The sequence below is a fragment of the Pseudomonas sp. MYb327 genome, from assembly GCF_040438925.1.
In the GTDB taxonomy this organism is placed as follows: domain Bacteria; phylum Pseudomonadota; class Gammaproteobacteria; order Pseudomonadales; family Pseudomonadaceae; genus Aquipseudomonas.
Genome location: NZ_CP159258.1, coordinates 4,586,230 through 4,603,181 on the forward strand (window position 1 = coordinate 4,586,230; position 16,952 = coordinate 4,603,181).

The 16,952-nt window shown below is 59.2% G+C and carries 15 protein-coding genes; 6 read left to right on the forward strand and 9 right to left on the reverse strand.

Going from position 1 to position 16,952, the window contains the following annotated elements:
• The first annotated feature begins 23 nt into the window (after positions 1-23).
• The 3 genes from ureG (at position 24) to ABVN21_RS20720 (ending at position 2,542) form a co-directional block, all read left to right on the forward strand.
• Positions 24-638 carry an urease accessory protein UreG gene (ureG, locus tag ABVN21_RS20710; protein WP_056852405.1) on the forward strand — a complete coding sequence of 205 codons (615 nt, stop codon included), beginning with the start codon at positions 24-26 and terminating at the stop codon, positions 636-638.
• 29 nt (positions 639-667) lie between these two features.
• Complete coding sequence (locus ABVN21_RS20715) at positions 668-1,240, forward strand: HupE/UreJ family protein (protein WP_339554284.1); 573 nt, start codon at positions 668-670, stop codon at positions 1,238-1,240.
• Between the two features lie 168 nt (positions 1,241-1,408).
• The gene (locus ABVN21_RS20720) at positions 1,409-2,542 is read left to right on the forward strand and encodes an AGE family epimerase/isomerase (RefSeq protein ID WP_339554285.1); all 1,134 of its coding nucleotides are present in this window, start codon (positions 1,409-1,411) and stop codon (positions 2,540-2,542) included.
• A gap of 4 nt (positions 2,543-2,546) precedes the next feature.
• Here ABVN21_RS20720 and ABVN21_RS20725 read toward each other — a convergent pair whose 3' ends face one another.
• The 9 genes from ABVN21_RS20725 to ABVN21_RS20765 all read right to left on the reverse strand — a co-directional run bounded on the left by ABVN21_RS20725 (position 2,547) and on the right by ABVN21_RS20765 (position 13,575).
• On the reverse strand, positions 2,547-3,452 hold the full coding sequence (locus ABVN21_RS20725; protein WP_339554286.1) for a cation transporter: 906 nt from the start codon (positions 3,450-3,452) through the stop codon (positions 2,547-2,549).
• Positions 3,453-3,624: 172 nt separating this feature from the next.
• Positions 3,625-4,386 carry an SDR family oxidoreductase gene (locus ABVN21_RS20730; RefSeq protein ID WP_339554287.1) on the reverse strand — a complete coding sequence of 254 codons (762 nt, stop codon included), beginning with the start codon at positions 4,384-4,386 and terminating at the stop codon, positions 3,625-3,627.
• A gap of 736 nt (positions 4,387-5,122) precedes the next feature.
• Positions 5,123-5,842 carry an ABC transporter ATP-binding protein gene (locus ABVN21_RS20735; protein ID WP_339554288.1) on the reverse strand — a complete coding sequence of 240 codons (720 nt, stop codon included), beginning with the start codon at positions 5,840-5,842 and terminating at the stop codon, positions 5,123-5,125.
• The gene (locus ABVN21_RS20740) at positions 5,839-6,711 is read right to left on the reverse strand and encodes an ATP-binding cassette domain-containing protein (protein WP_339554289.1); all 873 of its coding nucleotides are present in this window, start codon (positions 6,709-6,711) and stop codon (positions 5,839-5,841) included. The genes ABVN21_RS20735 and ABVN21_RS20740 overlap by 4 nt, the downstream gene beginning before the upstream one ends.
• Positions 6,708-7,991, reverse strand: a complete 1,284-nt coding sequence (gene livM, locus ABVN21_RS20745; RefSeq protein ID WP_339554290.1) for a high-affinity branched-chain amino acid ABC transporter permease LivM — start codon at positions 7,989-7,991, stop codon at positions 6,708-6,710. Before livM ends, ABVN21_RS20740 begins: the two co-directional genes overlap by 4 nt.
• 3 nt (positions 7,992-7,994) lie before the next feature.
• The gene (locus tag ABVN21_RS20750) at positions 7,995-8,909 is read right to left on the reverse strand and encodes a branched-chain amino acid ABC transporter permease LivH (protein ID WP_339554291.1); all 915 of its coding nucleotides are present in this window, start codon (positions 8,907-8,909) and stop codon (positions 7,995-7,997) included.
• Positions 8,910-9,149: 240 nt separating this feature from the next.
• Positions 9,150-10,283 carry an ABC transporter substrate-binding protein gene (locus tag ABVN21_RS20755; RefSeq protein ID WP_034149650.1) on the reverse strand — a complete coding sequence of 378 codons (1,134 nt, stop codon included), beginning with the start codon at positions 10,281-10,283 and terminating at the stop codon, positions 9,150-9,152.
• 363 nt (positions 10,284-10,646) lie between these two features.
• Entirely contained in the window at positions 10,647-11,930 is a 1,284-nt protein-coding gene (locus ABVN21_RS20760) for an FAD-binding oxidoreductase (RefSeq protein ID WP_339554292.1), read from the reverse strand.
• A 154-nt stretch (positions 11,931-12,084) separates the two neighbouring features.
• On the reverse strand, positions 12,085-13,575 hold the full coding sequence (locus ABVN21_RS20765; RefSeq protein ID WP_339554293.1) for an aldehyde dehydrogenase family protein: 1,491 nt from the start codon (positions 13,573-13,575) through the stop codon (positions 12,085-12,087).
• 175 nt (positions 13,576-13,750) lie between these two features.
• Here ABVN21_RS20765 and ABVN21_RS20770 point away from each other — a divergent pair, with 175 nt between their 5' ends.
• The 3 genes from ABVN21_RS20770 (at position 13,751) to nadE (ending at position 16,927) form a co-directional block, all read left to right on the forward strand.
• Positions 13,751-14,656: a LysR substrate-binding domain-containing protein gene (locus ABVN21_RS20770; RefSeq protein ID WP_339554294.1), complete on the forward strand. Its 906-nt coding sequence runs from the start codon at positions 13,751-13,753 to the stop codon at positions 14,654-14,656.
• 203 nt (positions 14,657-14,859) lie between these two features.
• Entirely contained in the window at positions 14,860-16,095 is a 1,236-nt protein-coding gene (gene pncB, locus ABVN21_RS20775) for a nicotinate phosphoribosyltransferase (RefSeq protein ID WP_339554295.1), read from the forward strand.
• Positions 16,096-16,099: 4 nt separating this feature from the next.
• Entirely contained in the window at positions 16,100-16,927 is an 828-nt protein-coding gene (gene nadE / locus ABVN21_RS20780) for an ammonia-dependent NAD(+) synthetase (RefSeq protein ID WP_339554296.1), read from the forward strand.
• Positions 16,928-16,952: the final 25 nt, after the last annotated feature.

Consider the following 16,952-nt stretch of genomic DNA (forward strand, 5'->3'; position numbering starts at 1 on the left):
GGCCCGTTACTTTGGAGAATCACATGAACACACAACCTCTGCGCGTCGGCATCGGCGGCCCGGTCGGCTCCGGCAAAACCGCCCTGACCCTGGCCCTGTGCCTGGCCCTGCGCGACCGTTACAACCTGGCCGTCGTGACCAACGACATCTACACCCGCGAAGACGCCGACTTTCTGGTGCGTAACGAAGCGCTGGCGCCGGAGCGCATCATCGGCGTCGAAACCGGCGGTTGCCCGCACACTGCCATCCGCGAAGACGCCTCGATCAACCTCGAAGCCGTGGACCAGCTCAACCGCCGCTTTCCGGGGCTGGACCTGATTCTGGTGGAGTCCGGTGGCGACAACCTCTCGGCGACTTTCAGTCCCGAACTGTCCGACCTGACCATCTACGTGATTGACGTCTCCGCCGGCGACAAGTTACCGCGCAAGGGCGGACCGGGTATCTGCAAATCCGATTTGCTGGTGATCAACAAGATCGACCTCGCGCCGTTGGTGGGAGCGTCGTTGACGCTAATGGACAGCGACACCACGCGCATGCGCAACGGCAAGCCATTCGTCTTCAGCAACCAGAAAACCGGCCAGGGTCTGGAGGACATCATTGCCTTCATCGAACGCCAGGGTCTGCTGACCGCCGCCTGACCGACACTTATCAACAAGGAAGCTTATCCATGACACTGAAACGCATCCTGGGCGCCATGGCCCTCCTGCTGACCCCAGCCATCGCCTTCGCCCACCCGGGGCACGGCGACAACGGCTTGATCGCCGGCATCAGCCACCCGATCGGCGGCCTCGACCACTTGCTGGCGATGCTCGCAGTTGGCCTGTGGGCGGCGCAGCAGAAAGGCGCAGCGCGTTGGGCGCTGCCGTGCACATTCGTCGGCACCATGCTGATCGGTGGGTTGCTGGGTTTTGAAGGGCTGGACCTGCCAGCGCTGGAAGGCGGGATTGCTGCGTCTGTGCTGGCGCTGGGCCTGGCGGTGGCTTTGGCGGTCCGTCCGCCGTTAAGCGTTGCAGTGGGAGCGACGGCGCTGTTTGCGCTGTTCCATGGTGTGGCGCATGGTCTGGAGCTGCCGGACATGACCAGCCCTTGGGCGTATGCCGCAGGATTCGTGGCGGCGACAGCGGCGTTGCATGCGGCGGGATATGCGCTCGTGCGAGTGTTGCCGCAGGCGGCTGCGCCGTTGGTTCGACTGGCGGGGGCGGCTTCGGCGGCGACCGGGGTTTGGTTGTTGGCCGGCTGATTTCCTTAGCGCCTGTTAGGGCCTCATCGCTGGCAAGCCAGCTCCCACAGGGATTTGCACTTAACCTGTGGGAGCGAGCCTGCTCGCGATGACGGCCTGAAAGACAACACACCTCTCAGGCCTGCTAACATGTCGCGCAATCAACCCCTGCCGTGACGACGCCAGCCAATGCCGCCTGTTTCCCGCTCCGCCTCCCAGCCTGAACTGACCGCCCTGTTTGCCTCGGTGCAACAGCACTTCCAGGACGTGATCGTGCCGCTCTGGCAAGGTCCGGGCTGGAATGCCGACATGGCGCTGCCCTACGAGGCGCTGGATGCCGAGCACCAACCGCTGCCACCACAGCGCTACCGGGCGATGGCCTGCGCGCGGCAGCTGTATCTGTTCGCCAGCCTGATCGGGCAGGTGCCGGACGCCGAAGAACGGGCGGCGGCGCTGTTCCGTTCCTTGCAGCGGCATTTCCACGACGCCGAACACGGCGGCTGGTTCTACAGCATCGATCCGCAAGGAGCGCCGCTGGATCAACGCAAAGACCTCTACACCCACGCCTTTATCCTGTTCGCCTGCGCCCATTACTGGGACAAGGTGCGCGAGCCACTGGTGGAGTCGGTGCTCAACGCCGCCCTGGAAGTCATCGCGCGGCGTTTCTCCACCGGGGACGGTCTCTACGAAGCCAGCCTCGACCGTGACTGGTCATCGCTCAACAGCGGCCCCTTGCAAAACCCGCTGATGCACCTCGCCGAAGCCTTCCTCGCGACGTTGTCGGTGCGTGAGGACCTCGCCGTACAACGGGCGCTCATCGAGTTATGCACAGCGATGCAGAAGCGATTCATCGAACCGCAGCACGGCGTGCTGATGGAAAAACCGCTAGGTGCTGTGGATAACTGGTTTGAACCGGGTCATCAGTTCGAGTGGTATTTCCTGCTGGAGTCGTCTGATCTGCTGCGCGGCTCAAAACTGCACGCGTCACTTGAGCGCGCCTTTGCCTTCACCGAACAACTGGGCGTCGATCAACAGACCGGCGCCGTACGGGCCATGCTGGACTTGGGGCCCAATGGCGGATCGCGAGATGCCACGCAACGGATCTGGGCCCAGGCCGAATACCTGCGCGCCTTGACGTTGCGGCCGGGCAGTGAGGCTCTGGTGTTGCGTCAATTGCAGGCATTGCAACAGCGTTCGCTGCACGCAGGCGGCTGGTATGAGTGCCGTGACGAGCACGGTGAAGTGAGCCGTCGGGACATGCCGTCGACCACACCGTATCACTTGGCGACGTGTTATCACGGGTTGGCGGAATATCTTCGCTGACCCATCACGCAATCCACTTCCTGTCCCCGGTAAAACTGATGGTCAGCCATCGCGCCGCATCAGGCTTGCCGAGCTTCGCGGAAATCTCCTCCCGCAGTGCATCCAGTTGCACCACGCTGTGCAGCCGATAGTCCGTCGGCAACACAATGTGAATCTCGATAAAACAGGCCCGTCCGTGTTTTTGCACGTAGGAAATGTAATCGTCGAAACCGTGCTCGATCTTCGCCGCCGCCAGCACCTGGTTTACCTTGTCGTCCAGTTGATCCGGGACAATCCCCAATACATCGCGCAATGCCGGCCCGAGGATTTTGAACGCCGGAGGAAGCATGCCCAAGGCCAGCAGAATCAGAATCATCGGATCGACATACACCGCCCAGTTGTCGTAACCCTGAGTCTTGAGCAGCAGCGCGATGAGGAAGCTCACCAGCAGCCCCGCCGACAGCATCGCGTCCACTAGCCAACTGATGTTGTCGAACTGGATCAGCGATGATTTGAGTGTGCGATTGCGTTGGCGGACGTAGAAGAAATAAATGAGTTCAACGACAGTGAAGAACGCCGCGTAGAAGATCACCAGCCCCAGTTCGACCTCGCGGCCACCACTGATGATGCCGAACACGCCGTTGAGAAAGGCATAGACGGCTACGAGGAATATGAAACTGCCTTCGATCACCAGCACCATGGGTTCCAGATGCCAGGAACCGAACTGGAAGCGCTGATTGCTTTCCTTGGCGATCAGCCGGGCGGTGATCAGCATCAGGACCTTGATGAAGGCCGCAATTAACGAAAAGAAGCCATCGAACAGGATGGATTGGGCGCCCGACACAAAACCGGTGATGATCCCGGCGAATGTCACGGCGAGCATCAGGAAGGTCGATTGTTTGAGCAGTGACTGCTCGCCTCGATTACTCACTTGATCCCCTCGAATACCTCTAGACCGCCGCGCTTGACGGGCTGCTTGAGAGAGGAGTCTAGCTGATGTCCAGATTTGTCTGGCCCGACCCTATCGCGAGCAGGCTCGCTCCCACAGGTTCAACGCGAACCCTGTGGGAGCGAGCCTGCTCGCGAAAGGTCGTTACGCAGTCTTAAGACTTACGCTCAATAGCAAACCCGGCCCAGCTCTGACTAACCGGCATTAGCTCGAGGCTGTTGATGTTGATATGCGCCGGCGCATTGAGTACCCAGAAAATGGTATCGGCAATGTCCTGCGGCTGGATGGGCTCGGCGCCGGCGTAGGTCGCGTTGTAACGCTCCTGGTCACCAGCAAAACGCACCAGCGAGAACTCGCTCTCACACAGGCCCGGCTCGATGTTGCTGACTCGCACGCCCGTGCCTTGCAGGTCGCAGCGCAGGTTCAAGGAGAACTGTTTGACGAACGCCTTGGTTGCGCCATACACGTGGCTGCCCGGGTACGGATAGTTGCCCGCCACGGAGCCCAGGTTGACGATGCCGGCGCCACGACCGTGGGCGATCAGCCGCGGCAACAGCAGACGAGTGCTGTACATCAGGCCTTTGATGTTGGTGTCGACCATGGTGTCCCAGTCATCCAGGTCGCATTTGGGCGCCGGGTCAACGCCCAGGGCCAGGCCAGCGTTGTTGATCAGCCCGCGCAGTTTGGCGAAGGACGGCGGCAGGTTGGCGATGGCTTCTTCCATGGCTTTGCGGTCGCGCACATCGAGCACCAGACCATGCACTTCGGTCTGCTTGGACAATTCGGTGCACAGCGCATTGAGGCGTTCTTCACGACGGCCGGTCAGCACCAGTTTCCAGCCGGCCTCGGCAAAACGGCGGGCACAGGCTTCACCAAAACCGGAGGTCGCGCCGGTAATAAACAGGGTGTTGGACATCGTGTTCTCCTTGCTTCGGCTGATCGGCAGCCATTGGAATAGAAAATCAGCAGGCAGCATGCCCGGCCTTGCCCACAGCGGCAACCATCACACCGCCTGTTCAAAAAACGATCAAAGCTTGCTTCGCCTTGTTTACCGTGGCCTGTAGACATGTGCACGCACCTTATCCACAGGCCGATCCACAGTCTTTGGGGGCAAGTGGGAAAGCTGTAAGCCGCTGTGCACAAGGCTTTGCGAGGGATTTTGAAATTTTTTTGCTTGACCCTCATTGGCCTGCTGTGTAGCCCATGGCTATTTATCCGGCCGGGCAGTCAAACCGGCGATGGCGCCAAGCCAGCAACGACGGCCTTCAGCCGAGTCTTTCCAGAGTTTAACCACAGACTTATCCACAGGCTTATCCAGGCCCGCCCAGCGCCTTTTCGGCTCTTACAAAAAGGTTGACAAAGCCGCCTCATGGCTCCGCAAAAATGCCTGATCAAAAAACAACCGCCCTGCTGAAAGCCACGGTTTCAAAGGCCTCCAGCCAGCTACTCCCACGTTATTCACAGCCAGCTCCACAGTAAACGGGGACAAGTCAAAAGCGTGACAAAACAACTATTTGCAGCGGCTTTATGTCGCGGTTTGGGAGGTCGTCAATTTTGTTTTCCACAATTTCCCCTTAACACAAACCGCGTTTTAATTCGGGCATAAAAAAACGCCCTGATTGCGTCAGGGCGTTTTCATTGGTCGCTGAAGTTTAGTGCCCGCCAAGATAGGCGTTACGCACATCCTCATTAACCAGCAGTTCCTTGCCCGTGCCGGTCATGCGAATTTCGCCGTTGACCATCACGTACGCCCGATCCGACAACCGTAGGGCGTGGTTGGCGTTCTGCTCCACCAGAAAGATGGTCATGCCGGTCTTGGCCAGTTCCCGCAGTGTCGCGAAGATCTGTTTCACCACGATCGGTGCAAGGCCCAGGCTCGGCTCGTCGAGCAGCAACAGTTTCGGCCGGCTCATGAGCGCCCGGGCGATGGCGAGCATTTGCTGTTCGCCCCCGGACATGGTCATGGCCCGCTGAGTACGCCGCTCTTCGAGCCGCGGGAACAGCTCGAACATGCGCTGCATGTCTTCCTTGGCGTACTTGTCACCGATCGGGATGGTGCCCATCAGCAGGTTTTCCTCGACGGTCATGTCGGGGAAAACTCGCCGCCCTTCCGGCGATTGCGCGATGCCGTTGGAAGCAATGTAGTGGGATGACTTGTGAGTGATATCCACACCTTGATAGAGGATCTGACCGCTCGCCGCCCGTGGCTGGCCGAAGATCGACATCAGCAGGGTCGACTTGCCGGCGCCGTTGGAACCGATAAGACTGACGGTTTCACCTTCATTGATGTGCAGCGAGACTTTCTTCAGGGCCTGGATCGGCCCGTAAAACACATCCAGCTCCTTGAGTTCGAGAATGGCACCGTTAGTCATACGAGCTCCTCTTCATCGGCGCCCAGGTACGCGGCAATCACTTTCGGGTCGTTGCGGATGTCGTCGGGGCCGCCCTCGGCGATGACGATGCCGTGGTCCAGCACCACGATGTGATCGGAAATACTCATTACCATGCCCATGTCGTGTTCGATCAGCACCACGGTCAGATCGTGCTCGTCGCGCAGCAGACGGATCATCGCGCTCAGCGCTTCGGTTTCCTGAGGGTTGAGGCCGGCCGCCGGTTCGTCGAGGCAGATGATCTGCGGACGGGTACACATGGCCCGGGCAATCTCCAGGCGACGTTGCTGGCCGTAGGACAGTTCGCCGGCCAGACGGTTGGCGCAGTCCACCAGATCCACCACTTCCAGCCAGTAAAACGCATGGTCCAGCGCATCGCTTTCGGCCTTGCGGTAGCCCTTGGTGTTGAGGATGCCGGCCAACATGCTGCGGTTGACCCACATGTGCTGGGCCACCAGCAGGTTTTCCAGCACTGACATTTCCTTGAACAGGCGAATGTTCTGGAAAGTCCGAGCCAGCCCGGCACGGTTCACCAGGTGGGTGCCGCCAAACATCTTGTAGCGCAGCCGGGTGATAAAGTTTTTTGGCGAGACGAAATCGGTCGGCTTGAACGACTCCCCCAGCAACTGGATGACGTTGGTTTGTTGACCGCGCACGTTGAGTTCAATCTTGCCGCCGGAGGCCTTGTAGAACCCGGTCAGGCAGTTGAACACGGTGGTCTTGCCGGCGCCGTTGGGGCCGATCAGGGCGAAGATCGAGTTGCGGTTGACCTTCAGGCTCACATCATTCAGCGCCTTGATGCCGCCGAAGTGCATCATCAGCTTCTCTACGGAGAGTACGACTTCGCTCATGGCGCTACTCCTTTACGCGGGGTCACACCGGTACGGCTGATCCGAATCAGGCCGCGCGGTCGCCAGATCATCATCAACACCATCAGGATGCCGAACAGCAGCACGCGGTATTCGGCGAAACCACGCAGCAGTTCCGGAGCGACGGTCAATACGAAGGCCGCAATCACCACACCAATGGTCGAGCCCATCCCGCCGAGTACCACGATGGCGAGGATCAGCGCCGATTCGAAGAAGGTGAACGAGGTCGGGTTGACGAAGCCTTGATAGGTGGCAAAGAACACACCGGCCAGGCCTGCAGTCGAGGCGCCAATGGTGAACGCGGAGAGCTTGACCAGTACGTGGTTCAGGCCCATGGAACGGCAAGCGATTTCGTCTTCACGCAACGCTTCCCAGGCACGGCCAACCGGCATTTTCACCAGACGATGCTTGATGTACAGCACAGCCAGCACCACCAGGAACAACACCGCGTAGATGAAGTAGTACTTCACGTCAGGGTTGTAGGCGATGCCGAAGAACTCATGGAACGGCACGCCGCCATCCTTCGCTCTTTTACCGAATTCCAGGCCAAAGAAAGTTGGCAATGGAGCCGGCATACCGTTCGGGCCGCCAGTCAACGACAGCCAGTTGTTGAGGATCAGGCGAATGATTTCACCGAAGCCCAGGGTCACGATTGCCAGGTAGTCACCGTGCAATCGCAGCACCGGAAAACCGAGGATGCAACCGGCCAGCCCGGCAGTGATCGCCGCCAATGGCAGCACCGTCCAGAAGCCCAGTCCCAGGTATTGGTAACCGAGTGCCAGGCCATAGGCGCCGATGGCATAGAACGCCACGTAACCGAGGTCGAGCAAGCCGGCCAGGCCAACCACGATGTTCAGGCCCAGGCCCAGCAGTACGTAGATGAGTCCGAGGATGACCACGCCCAGCAGATAGGAGTTGGAGAAGAATGGGAACACCACAGCGATGACGATAACCAGCGGGATGATCCATCGCAGGCGGGATTTGTAATCGGGCGCCAGAACATGAACCCCGGAACCGGTGGATTCAAAACCCTCGAGGATTCTCAGTCCCTTGGGAGTTTGCAGAAACATGCTCAGAGCAAAACGACCAGCCATGACGATGGCGACAATCCATGCTACCCGGGTAGTTTCCAGGTTGAAGCCATAGCCATCGAGTACGACGCCGACAATCGGCCCGAACACGATCAGGGCAATGAGGCCGGCAAGAATCGCATCAACCAGACTTTTCTTGAGATCAATGGTTTTTTTAGTGGTTGAAGACATCGCTTACACCTTCGACACAAGAGGACGGCCGAGCAGGCCTTGAGGCCGAAAGACCAGAACGAGAACCAGCAGCGAGAAGCTGAAAACGTCTTTGTAGTCCGAGTTGACCAGACCAGAGAACAGCGACTCGGAAATCCCGAGGATGATCCCGCCGAGCATGGCGCCAGGCAGCGAGCCAATCCCGCCGAGTACCGCGGCGGTGAACGCCTTGATACCGATGATGAAGCCGGCATAGAAGTCGAATGTGCCGTAGTTCATGGTGATCAGCACGCCGGCCAGGGCCGCCATCGCTGCACCGATGATGAACACATAGGAAATCACCCTGTCGGTGTTGATCCCAAGGATCGAGGCCATCTTGCGGTCTTGCTGGGTTGCGCGGCACATGCGGCCGAGCTTGGTGTACTTGATGATGTAGGTCAGCGCGGCCATCCCGGCAAACGCGGCGACCAGAATGAAGACCTTGGTGTACGTCAACTGCACGAAACCTGTGCCGATCTCGACGCGCCAGGCACCGGTCAGCAAGGTAGGAACACCTTGTTGCTTCGCGCCTTGAGCGATCTGTGCATAGTTTTGCAGGATCAGCGAAATACCGATGGCGCTGATCAACGGTGCCAGTCGGGTGGAGTTACGCAGGGGTTTGTAGGCGACGCGCTCGATGACCCAGCCATATACCGCCGTGACGACGATGGTAAAGATCAGGGTTCCGAGCATCAGTAGCGGGAAGGATTCAATACCGAAGTATGCCAGCAGAGCCAGACTGATCGCCGCGAGGTAAGCGGAAATCATATAAACCTCGCCGTGGGCGAAGTTGATCATGCCGATGATGCCATAGACCATTGTGTAGCCGATGGCGATCAGGCCATAGACCGACCCGAGGGTCAGGCCATTGACCAGTTGCTGCAGGAAAATACCATCCATAACGCAATCTCACGCAATGAGAACCTGCACACCTGTGGGGATGCGGTTCTTCTAAGGAAAATACAGATTTACGTCGGAGCAATGTCAAACACGATCAGGCAAGCCACCACCCACCTGTAGGGGCTGGCTTGCCAGCGATAGCGGTGCATCAGCCAACATTGATGTCGACTGATCTGGCCCCATCGCGGGCAAGCCCGCGCCTACAAGTGGTCAACGTGGGTCAGGCGATCGAGTCAGCCCTTACTTCTGTTTTTCCAGCTGGTGATATTTGCCGTCCTTGTCCCACTGGTAAACCACGTAGTCGGAGACTTTCAGGTCGCCCTTGCTGTCCCAGGTCTTCTCGCCCATGACGGTCTTGACCGGGTTTTTCTTCAGCCACGCAGCCGCTTCTTCGCCCTTGTTGGACTTGGCGCCGTTGAAGGCGGCAGCCAGGGTCTGGACCGAAGCGTAGGCGTACAGGGTGTAGCCTTCAGGCTCGGTACCGGCCTTGCGGAAGGCGTCTACCACGGCCTTGCTGTCTGGTAGCAGGCGTGGGTCGGCGCCGAAGGTCATCAGCACGCCGTCGACGAATTGTGGACCGCCAGCGGTGGTCACCAGTTCGTCGGTCACGATGCCGTCGTCGGACATGAACTTGACGTCTTTCAGGCCTTGTTCACGCAGTTGGCGAACCAGAGGACCGGCTTCCGGGTGCAGGCCACCGAAGTAGACGACGTCGGCGCCAGCACCGCGGATCTTGGTGACGATGGTGCTGAAGTCTTTCTCGCCACGGGTCAGGCCTTCGTACAGCACTGGCGTTACGCCGCGCTTGACCAGTTGAGCCTTGGTGGCATCAGCCAGGCCTTGACCGTAGGTGTCCTTGTCGTGCAGCACGACAACCTTCTTGCCCTTGAGCACGTCGACGATGTAGTCGCCGGCCACGATGCCTTGCTGGTCATCACGACCGCACATACGGAACATGGCGCTCAGGCCGCGCTCGGTAACAGCCGGGTTGGTGGAACCTGGAGTGATGGCGATGATGCCCGCTTCGTCGTAGATCTCCGAAGCCGGGATGGTCGACGAGGAGCAGAAGTGACCGACCACGCCAGCGACTTTCTGGTTGGTCAGGTCCTTGGCGACCGTCACAGCCTGTTTCGGTTCGCAGGCGTCATCGCCCTTGACCAGTACGATTTTTTCCCCGTTTACGCCGCCCGCTGCGTTGACCGCGTCGGCCGCTGCCTGTGCACCCTTCATGTACTGCTCGCCAAATGCCGCGTTGGCGCCCGTCATTGGACCCGCTACGCCGATCTTGATGTCAGCCTGAGCAAACGCAGAAACACCCAACGCAGTTGCCACTGCGAGGGCCAGAAAGCCTTTCTTGTAAAACGTCTGGGACATGAGGTGGTGCTCCAAGGTTTTTTTTAATTGGCACTGCGACTTCACTGAATGCTCAGAGCAAGTGTTGTGCCATCGGTTTTTTATTCTGAAAAAAGTCGCTGCTTTATTGTTATTTCGACTGTTTCGGGCCCATTTTCATTGAGCGTGCAACCGTCTAAACCGCTGAAGGTGAAACCAATTGATTTTTGCGGTGCAACCCTCCCGTGCCATCATTGCAACCCCCACACCAAACGGCGTGCAACCAGCCTGTAACAACGCGCGTCACCGAACTGCACACTACTGGTGCGCAACTGCTACAACCCGCACCACTACAGGCTAGTCGCTAGACTAAAAAGCGCCGCTTCCAGCAACAAATTTCTACAATCAAATCACGATGCGCAAGCACTGGCCTGCGTGATACAGCGAAAACCCTGCCTCATACAAGCAGCTGCGCAACCCCACCCCGGCCAATGGCTGCATGGGGGCGAATGGAATCGGTAGCGCCTGAGGATTTCCGTTACACAAATAATCGGCGAAGGCTTTGCCAACTACAGTGCCCGTGGTCACGCCCCGACCGTTGTAACCGGTGACTGCCACTAAACCGGGCGCCGGTTCGAACAGGCGCATCAAATGATCGGGCGTAAACGCGATGCAACCGGTCCAGGTGCACTCCCATTCCACCGGTTTTAGATAGGGAAAGTAATGCCGCTGGACTCGATCGGCCCAGGCCTTGAGGAACCATGTCGGCTTTTGATTGCCGTTGCCCAGACTGCCGAGCAACAGACGACCATCCTTATCCCGACGAATACTACTGAGCACCTGGCGAGTGTCCCAGGATCCCTGGCCACCGGGCAGGATTTGCTGCGCAGCGTCTTCGGTCAGCGGCACCGACGCCACCTGGTAGTAATAGCCGGGGAAGAAATTGCGCCGCAGCTCGGTCCACGCGCCCTCGGTGTAAGCGTTGGAAGCAATCACCACTTGCTCGGCCAGCACCGAGCCCTGCGCGGTTTGCACCGACCAGCGCTGGCCCTGACGTTCGAGTCGGGTCACTGGGGAATGATCGAATAATTGACCGCCGAGGCCGATGGCCGCTTTGGCCAGCCCCGTCGTGTAGGCCATCGGATTGATCGTGCCAGCACGGCGATCGAGCAACGCGGCGGCGATTTTCTTGGTGCCCGTGGCTTGCTCACAGGCTTGGCCGGTGAGCAATTCAACCGGCGCTCCACGGCGTTTCCATTGTTCTTCACGACTGCGCAGATCCGCTTCGCCACGGGCGTTGTGCGCCATGTGCAGCGTGCCTTCGCGGCGGAGCTGGCAATCGATGTTGTACTTATCCACAAGACTGAAAACCAGGGACGGCGCCGCACCGAGCATGCGGTTGAGCTGGCTGCCAACCTCTTCGCCGAACCCGGCTTCGATTTCGTCCGGTGGAATCCACATCCCGGCATTCACCAAACCGACGTTGCGCCCTGAGCCGCCATGCCCGGCGCGATGGGCCTCCAGCACACAAACCGTCTTGCCTTGCTCCAGCAAATGCACCGCCGCCGACAGCCCGGTGAAACCGGCGCCGATGACGCAGACATCGACTTTTACTTCACCCTTGAGCGCCGAGTTGTCGGGCCTTTGCGGCGTCAGTTTTTCCCACAGACACTCTTCGCGTAACGGCATTGCCAGACTCCAACTGAAACCTAACCAACACACAGTTCAAATGTGGGAGCGAGCCTGCTCGCGATAGCGTCGGCACATCCAGCAACAATGCGACTGAAAAACCGCTATCGCGAGCAGGCTCGCTCCCACAGGAGGCTCACTGTACGACCGAGACTTAGTCGAACGTGATCCCTTGAGCCAACGGCAACTCCAGCGAATAGTTCACGGTGTTGGTCTGACGACGCATGTAGCCGCGCCATGCATCGGAACCGGATTCACGACCACCGCCGGTTTCTTTCTCACCACCGAAGGCACCGCCGATTTCCGCGCCGCTCGGGCCGATGTTGACGTTGGCAATGCCACAGTCACTGCCCACCGCCGACATGAATTGCTCAGCCTCACGCACGTCGGTGGTGAAGATGCACGAGGACAGGCCTTGCGGTACAGCGTTGTTCAATCGCAGCGCTTCCTGGAAATCGCTGTAGCCGACCACGTAGAGGATCGGCGCGAAAGTTTCGTGGCACACCACATCGCTCTGCTCCGGCATTTCAACAATGGCCGGCGAAACGTAGTAAGCATTAGGGAATTTGTCTTCCAGCTGACGCTTGCCGCCGAACACCTTGCCGCCTTCGCTCAGGGCCTGCTCCAGCGCATCCTGCATGTTCTCGAAGCTGTTTTTGTCGATCAGCGGACCAATCAGGTTGCCTTCCAGCGGATGGCCGATGCGCACTTTGGAGTAAGCGGCTTTGAGGCGGGTGACAATCTCTTCCTTGACCGATTCGTGAGCAATCAAGCGACGCAACGTGGTGCAACGCTGGCCGGCGGTGCCGACGGCGCTGAACAGGATGGCGCGAACGGCCATGTCCAGATCGGCGCTTGGGCCGAGGATCATCGCGTTGTTGCCGCCCAACTCCAGGATGCTGCGGGCGAAACGTGCGGCGATTTTCGGCGCCACTTCGCGCCCCATGCGGGTGCTGCCGGTGGCACTGACCAGCGCGACACGCGGGTCATCGACCAGCGCTTCACCGGCATCGCGGCCACCGATGACGACTTGGCTCAGGTGTGGTGGAGCGTCGCTGAAGTTCTTCAGCACACGGTCGAACAACGCCTGGCAAGCCAGTGCGGTGAGCGGGGTTTTTTCCGACGGTTTCCAGATCACCGGGTTGCCGCAAACCAGCGCCAGCGTGGTGTTCCAGGCCCAGACTGCGACCGGGAAGTTAAAGGCACTGATCACACCAACGACACCCAGCGGATGCCAGGTTTCACGCATGTGGTGACCAGGACGCTCGGAGGCGATGGTCAAACCGTACAACTGGCGGGACAGACCGACGGCGAAGTCGCAGATATCGATCATTTCCTGAACTTCACCCAAACCTTCCTGAGTGATCTTGCCGGCTTCCCAGGACACCAGTTCACCGAGATCGGCCTTGTATTCACGCAGGATGTCGCCCAGTTGACGCACCAGTTCGCCACGGCGCGGCGCCGGAACCTTGCGCCACAGTTCGAACGCATGATCTGCGCGACTGATGTGCTGCTCGACTTCAGCGGCGCCTTCCCAGTTGACGGCGGCAATCTGGCTGCCATCGATAGGCGAGTGCACCGGCACTTTGCCGTTTTGGTACAGGGCCGGATTCACACCAAGACGATCAAGCAATGCGGCAACCATGGGTTACTCCTCAAGCAAAAAACGGAACGGGTGCAGCCGGAAAATCACGGCTGATCAGACCTGTAGTTTTAGCTCCCCGGAGGTTACTCAACAAACGACCTTTAAGAGAGATATCATTCCGTTTATTCATGCTGTGCATTGCTGGCAATAAAGAAACAAAAACAAAGGACCGCCCATGCTGAACAAACGCTATTTGCCATCGATCGCTGCATTGCAGTGTTTCGAAGCCGTGACCCGGCATCTGAGCTTCACCCGGGCCGCCGAAGAGCTGAACCTGACCCAGAGCGCGGTCAGCAAACAGGTCGCGCAACTGGAAGAGCTGTTGCAGCACTTGTTGTTTCGCCGGGTGCGCCGACGCCTGCAAATGACCCCGGCGGGCGATCTGTACCTGGTTGAGGTCAGAAAAATCCTCACACAAGTCGAGATGTCGACCCATTACCTACGTTCCTACGGCGGCGAAACCGAAGTCCTGCGCGTCTCGACGCCGCCCACCTTTGGTGCACGCTGGCTGGTGCCTCGCCTGAAAGGCTGGCGGTTGCGTCATCCCTCGATTCACCTGGACCTGTGCAGCGAGCAGGAAGCAGACGATCTGCTGCAAGGGCGCAGTGACCTGGCGTTCTACTTCGGCCAGGGCTCACGGCCCGGCACCGAATGCCTGAAGCTGTTCGGCGAAGAGCTGGTGCCAGTCTGCGCCCCGGGTAGCCTGCCCGCCGAGCCCTTCACCGACCCGACGCAACTCACCGATCTGGTCCTGCTGCAAAACGCCTCCCGCCCCCAGGCCTGGCACGACTGGTTCGACAGTCAGGGCTACCACACCGAACACAGCTACCACGGCCCGCGTTTCGAGACCTTCTATATGTGCATCCGCGCGGCGCAGGTTGGCTGTGGCGTGGCGCTGCTGCCAAGGTTTCTCGTGGAAGAGGAACTGGCCGACGGCAAACTGGTCATTCCCTGGCAGCATGCAATGCCCAGCACCGACGCCTATTTCCTGGCATACCCGGAACATTCAGCGGAAGTGCCCAAGGTGCGGGATTTTGTGAAGTGGATGTTGGAGCAGATCGATAGTCCTGCAGCGATCTGATGAACGCTTCGCCCTGTAGGAGCTGGCTTGCCAGCGAAGAGGCCGGCACATCCGATATTAATGTCGATTGAAAGACCGCCATCACTGGCAAGCCAGCTCCTACAAGGGCCTGCGTTGGTAGAAAAAGTGCTGGTAATGACTGTCCGGGATATGCGCCACTAGCGCCATTGATCAATACCGCTTCAACGCTGGAGATTCCCTTTATGAGCGAGAGCGTGTTTGCCGATCGCATCGTGCAGAACCTGCTCGACACCGACTTCTACAAACTGACGATGATGCAGGCGGTGCTGCACAACTACCCGAACGTGGAAGTCGAATGGGAGTTTCGTTGCCGTAACAGTGAAGATCTGCGCCCGTACCTGGCGGAGATTCGTTACCAGTTAGAGCGCCTGGCCGAATTGAGCCTGAGTGCCGATCAGTTGAGTTTTCTCGAGCGTATCACCTTCCTGAAACCTGATTTCCTACGCTTTCTCGGGCTGTTTCGCTTCAACTTGCGTTACGTCCAGACCGGTATCGAAAACGGCGAATTATTCATCCGTCTACGCGGCCCGTGGTTGCATGTGATCCTGTTCGAAGTGCCGATTCTGGCGATCGTCAGTGAAGTGCGTAACCGCTATCGCTACCGGGAAATTGTCCTGGAACAGGCGCGCGAGCAGCTCTATCGCAAGTTCGACTGGCTGACCGCCAACGCCAGCAGCGACGAATTGTCCGAACTTCAGGTAGCCGATTTCGGCACCCGGCGTCGTTTTTCATACCGAGTGCAGGAAGAAGTGGTGAACGTGCTCAAGCACGATTTCCCCGGGCGCTTCGTCGGCACCAGCAATGTGCACCTGTCCCGCGAACTGGACATGAAACCCCTGGGTACCATGGCCCACGAATGGATCATGGCCCACCAGCAACTTGGCCCGCGGTTGATAGATAGCCAGATTGCCGCTCTCGATTGCTGGGTCCGCGAATACCGTGGCCTGCTGGGGATTGCCCTGACCGATTGCATCACCATGGATGCCTTTCTCGGCGATTTCGATCTGTTTTTCGCCAAGCTTTTCGATGGCTTGCGGCACGACTCGGGCGACCCGGTGGTCTGGGCTGAAAAGGCCATCGCGCACTATCACCGGCTCGGTATCGACCCGATGAGCAAGACGCTGACCTTCTCCGACAGCCTGACGCTGCCCAGGTCCCTGGAGATATTCCGGGCGCTGCGGGGGCGGATCAATGTCAGCTTCGGTATCGGCACCCACCTGACGTGTGACATTCCGGGTGTCGAACCCATGAGCATCGTGCTTAAAATGACCGCCTGCAATGGCCAACCGGTGGCGAAGATCTCCGACGAGCCTGGCAAGACTCACTGCAAAGACCCGAATTTCGTCGCTTATTTGCGACACGTTTTCCAAGTACCTGCCGCCCTTTCCAGCGCATCAAGCCCATCTAGCAAGGAGTGAATTCATGCAAGCCGTACAGCGTGAGATTGCTGAACAGCTCAAGGTCCAGCCGCCATTCGCCGACGAAGCCGCCCTCGAAGCTGAAGTCGCCCGCCGGATCACCTTTATTCAGGATTGCCTGGTCAATTCCGGGCTCAAGACCCTGGTGCTGGGCATCAGTGGTGGCGTCGACTCCCTGACCGCAGGCCTGCTGGCCCAGCGCGCCTTGCGTGAACTGCGCCAGCGCACGGGTGACACCAGCTATAAATTTATCGCCGTGCGCCTGCCGTACGAAACCCAATTTGATGAACACGACGCGCAGGCCTCAGTGGATTTCATCGCCCCGGACGAGCGCCACACGGTGAACATCGGCCCGGCGGTCAAATCTCTGGCCAGCGAAGTCGCGGCGTTCGAAGGCAAGCAAGCGGTCTCGGTGGATTTCGTGCTCGGCAACACCAAGGCGCGGATGCGCATGGTCGCCCAATACACCATCGCCGGCGCTGCCCAAGGCCTGGTGATCGGCACCGACCACGCGGCGGAAGCGGTGATGGGTTTCTTCACCAAGTTCGGTGATGGCGCCTGCGACCTGGCACCGCTCAGCGGACTAGTGAAAAACCAGGTCAGGGCCATCGCTCGCAGTTTCGGCGCGCCGGAATCGCTGGTGGAAAAAATCCCGACTGCTGACCTGGAAGACCTGTCTCCGGGCAAACCGGACGAGGCGTCCCACGGCGTGACCTACGCCGAGATCGATGCGTTCCTGCACGGCCAGCCGGTACGTGAGGAAGCGTTCAAGATCATCATCAACACTTACAACAAAACCCATCACAAACGTGTGATGCCGTTTGCCCCGTGAGTAAGGTGGCGTCTGAACCGACGCC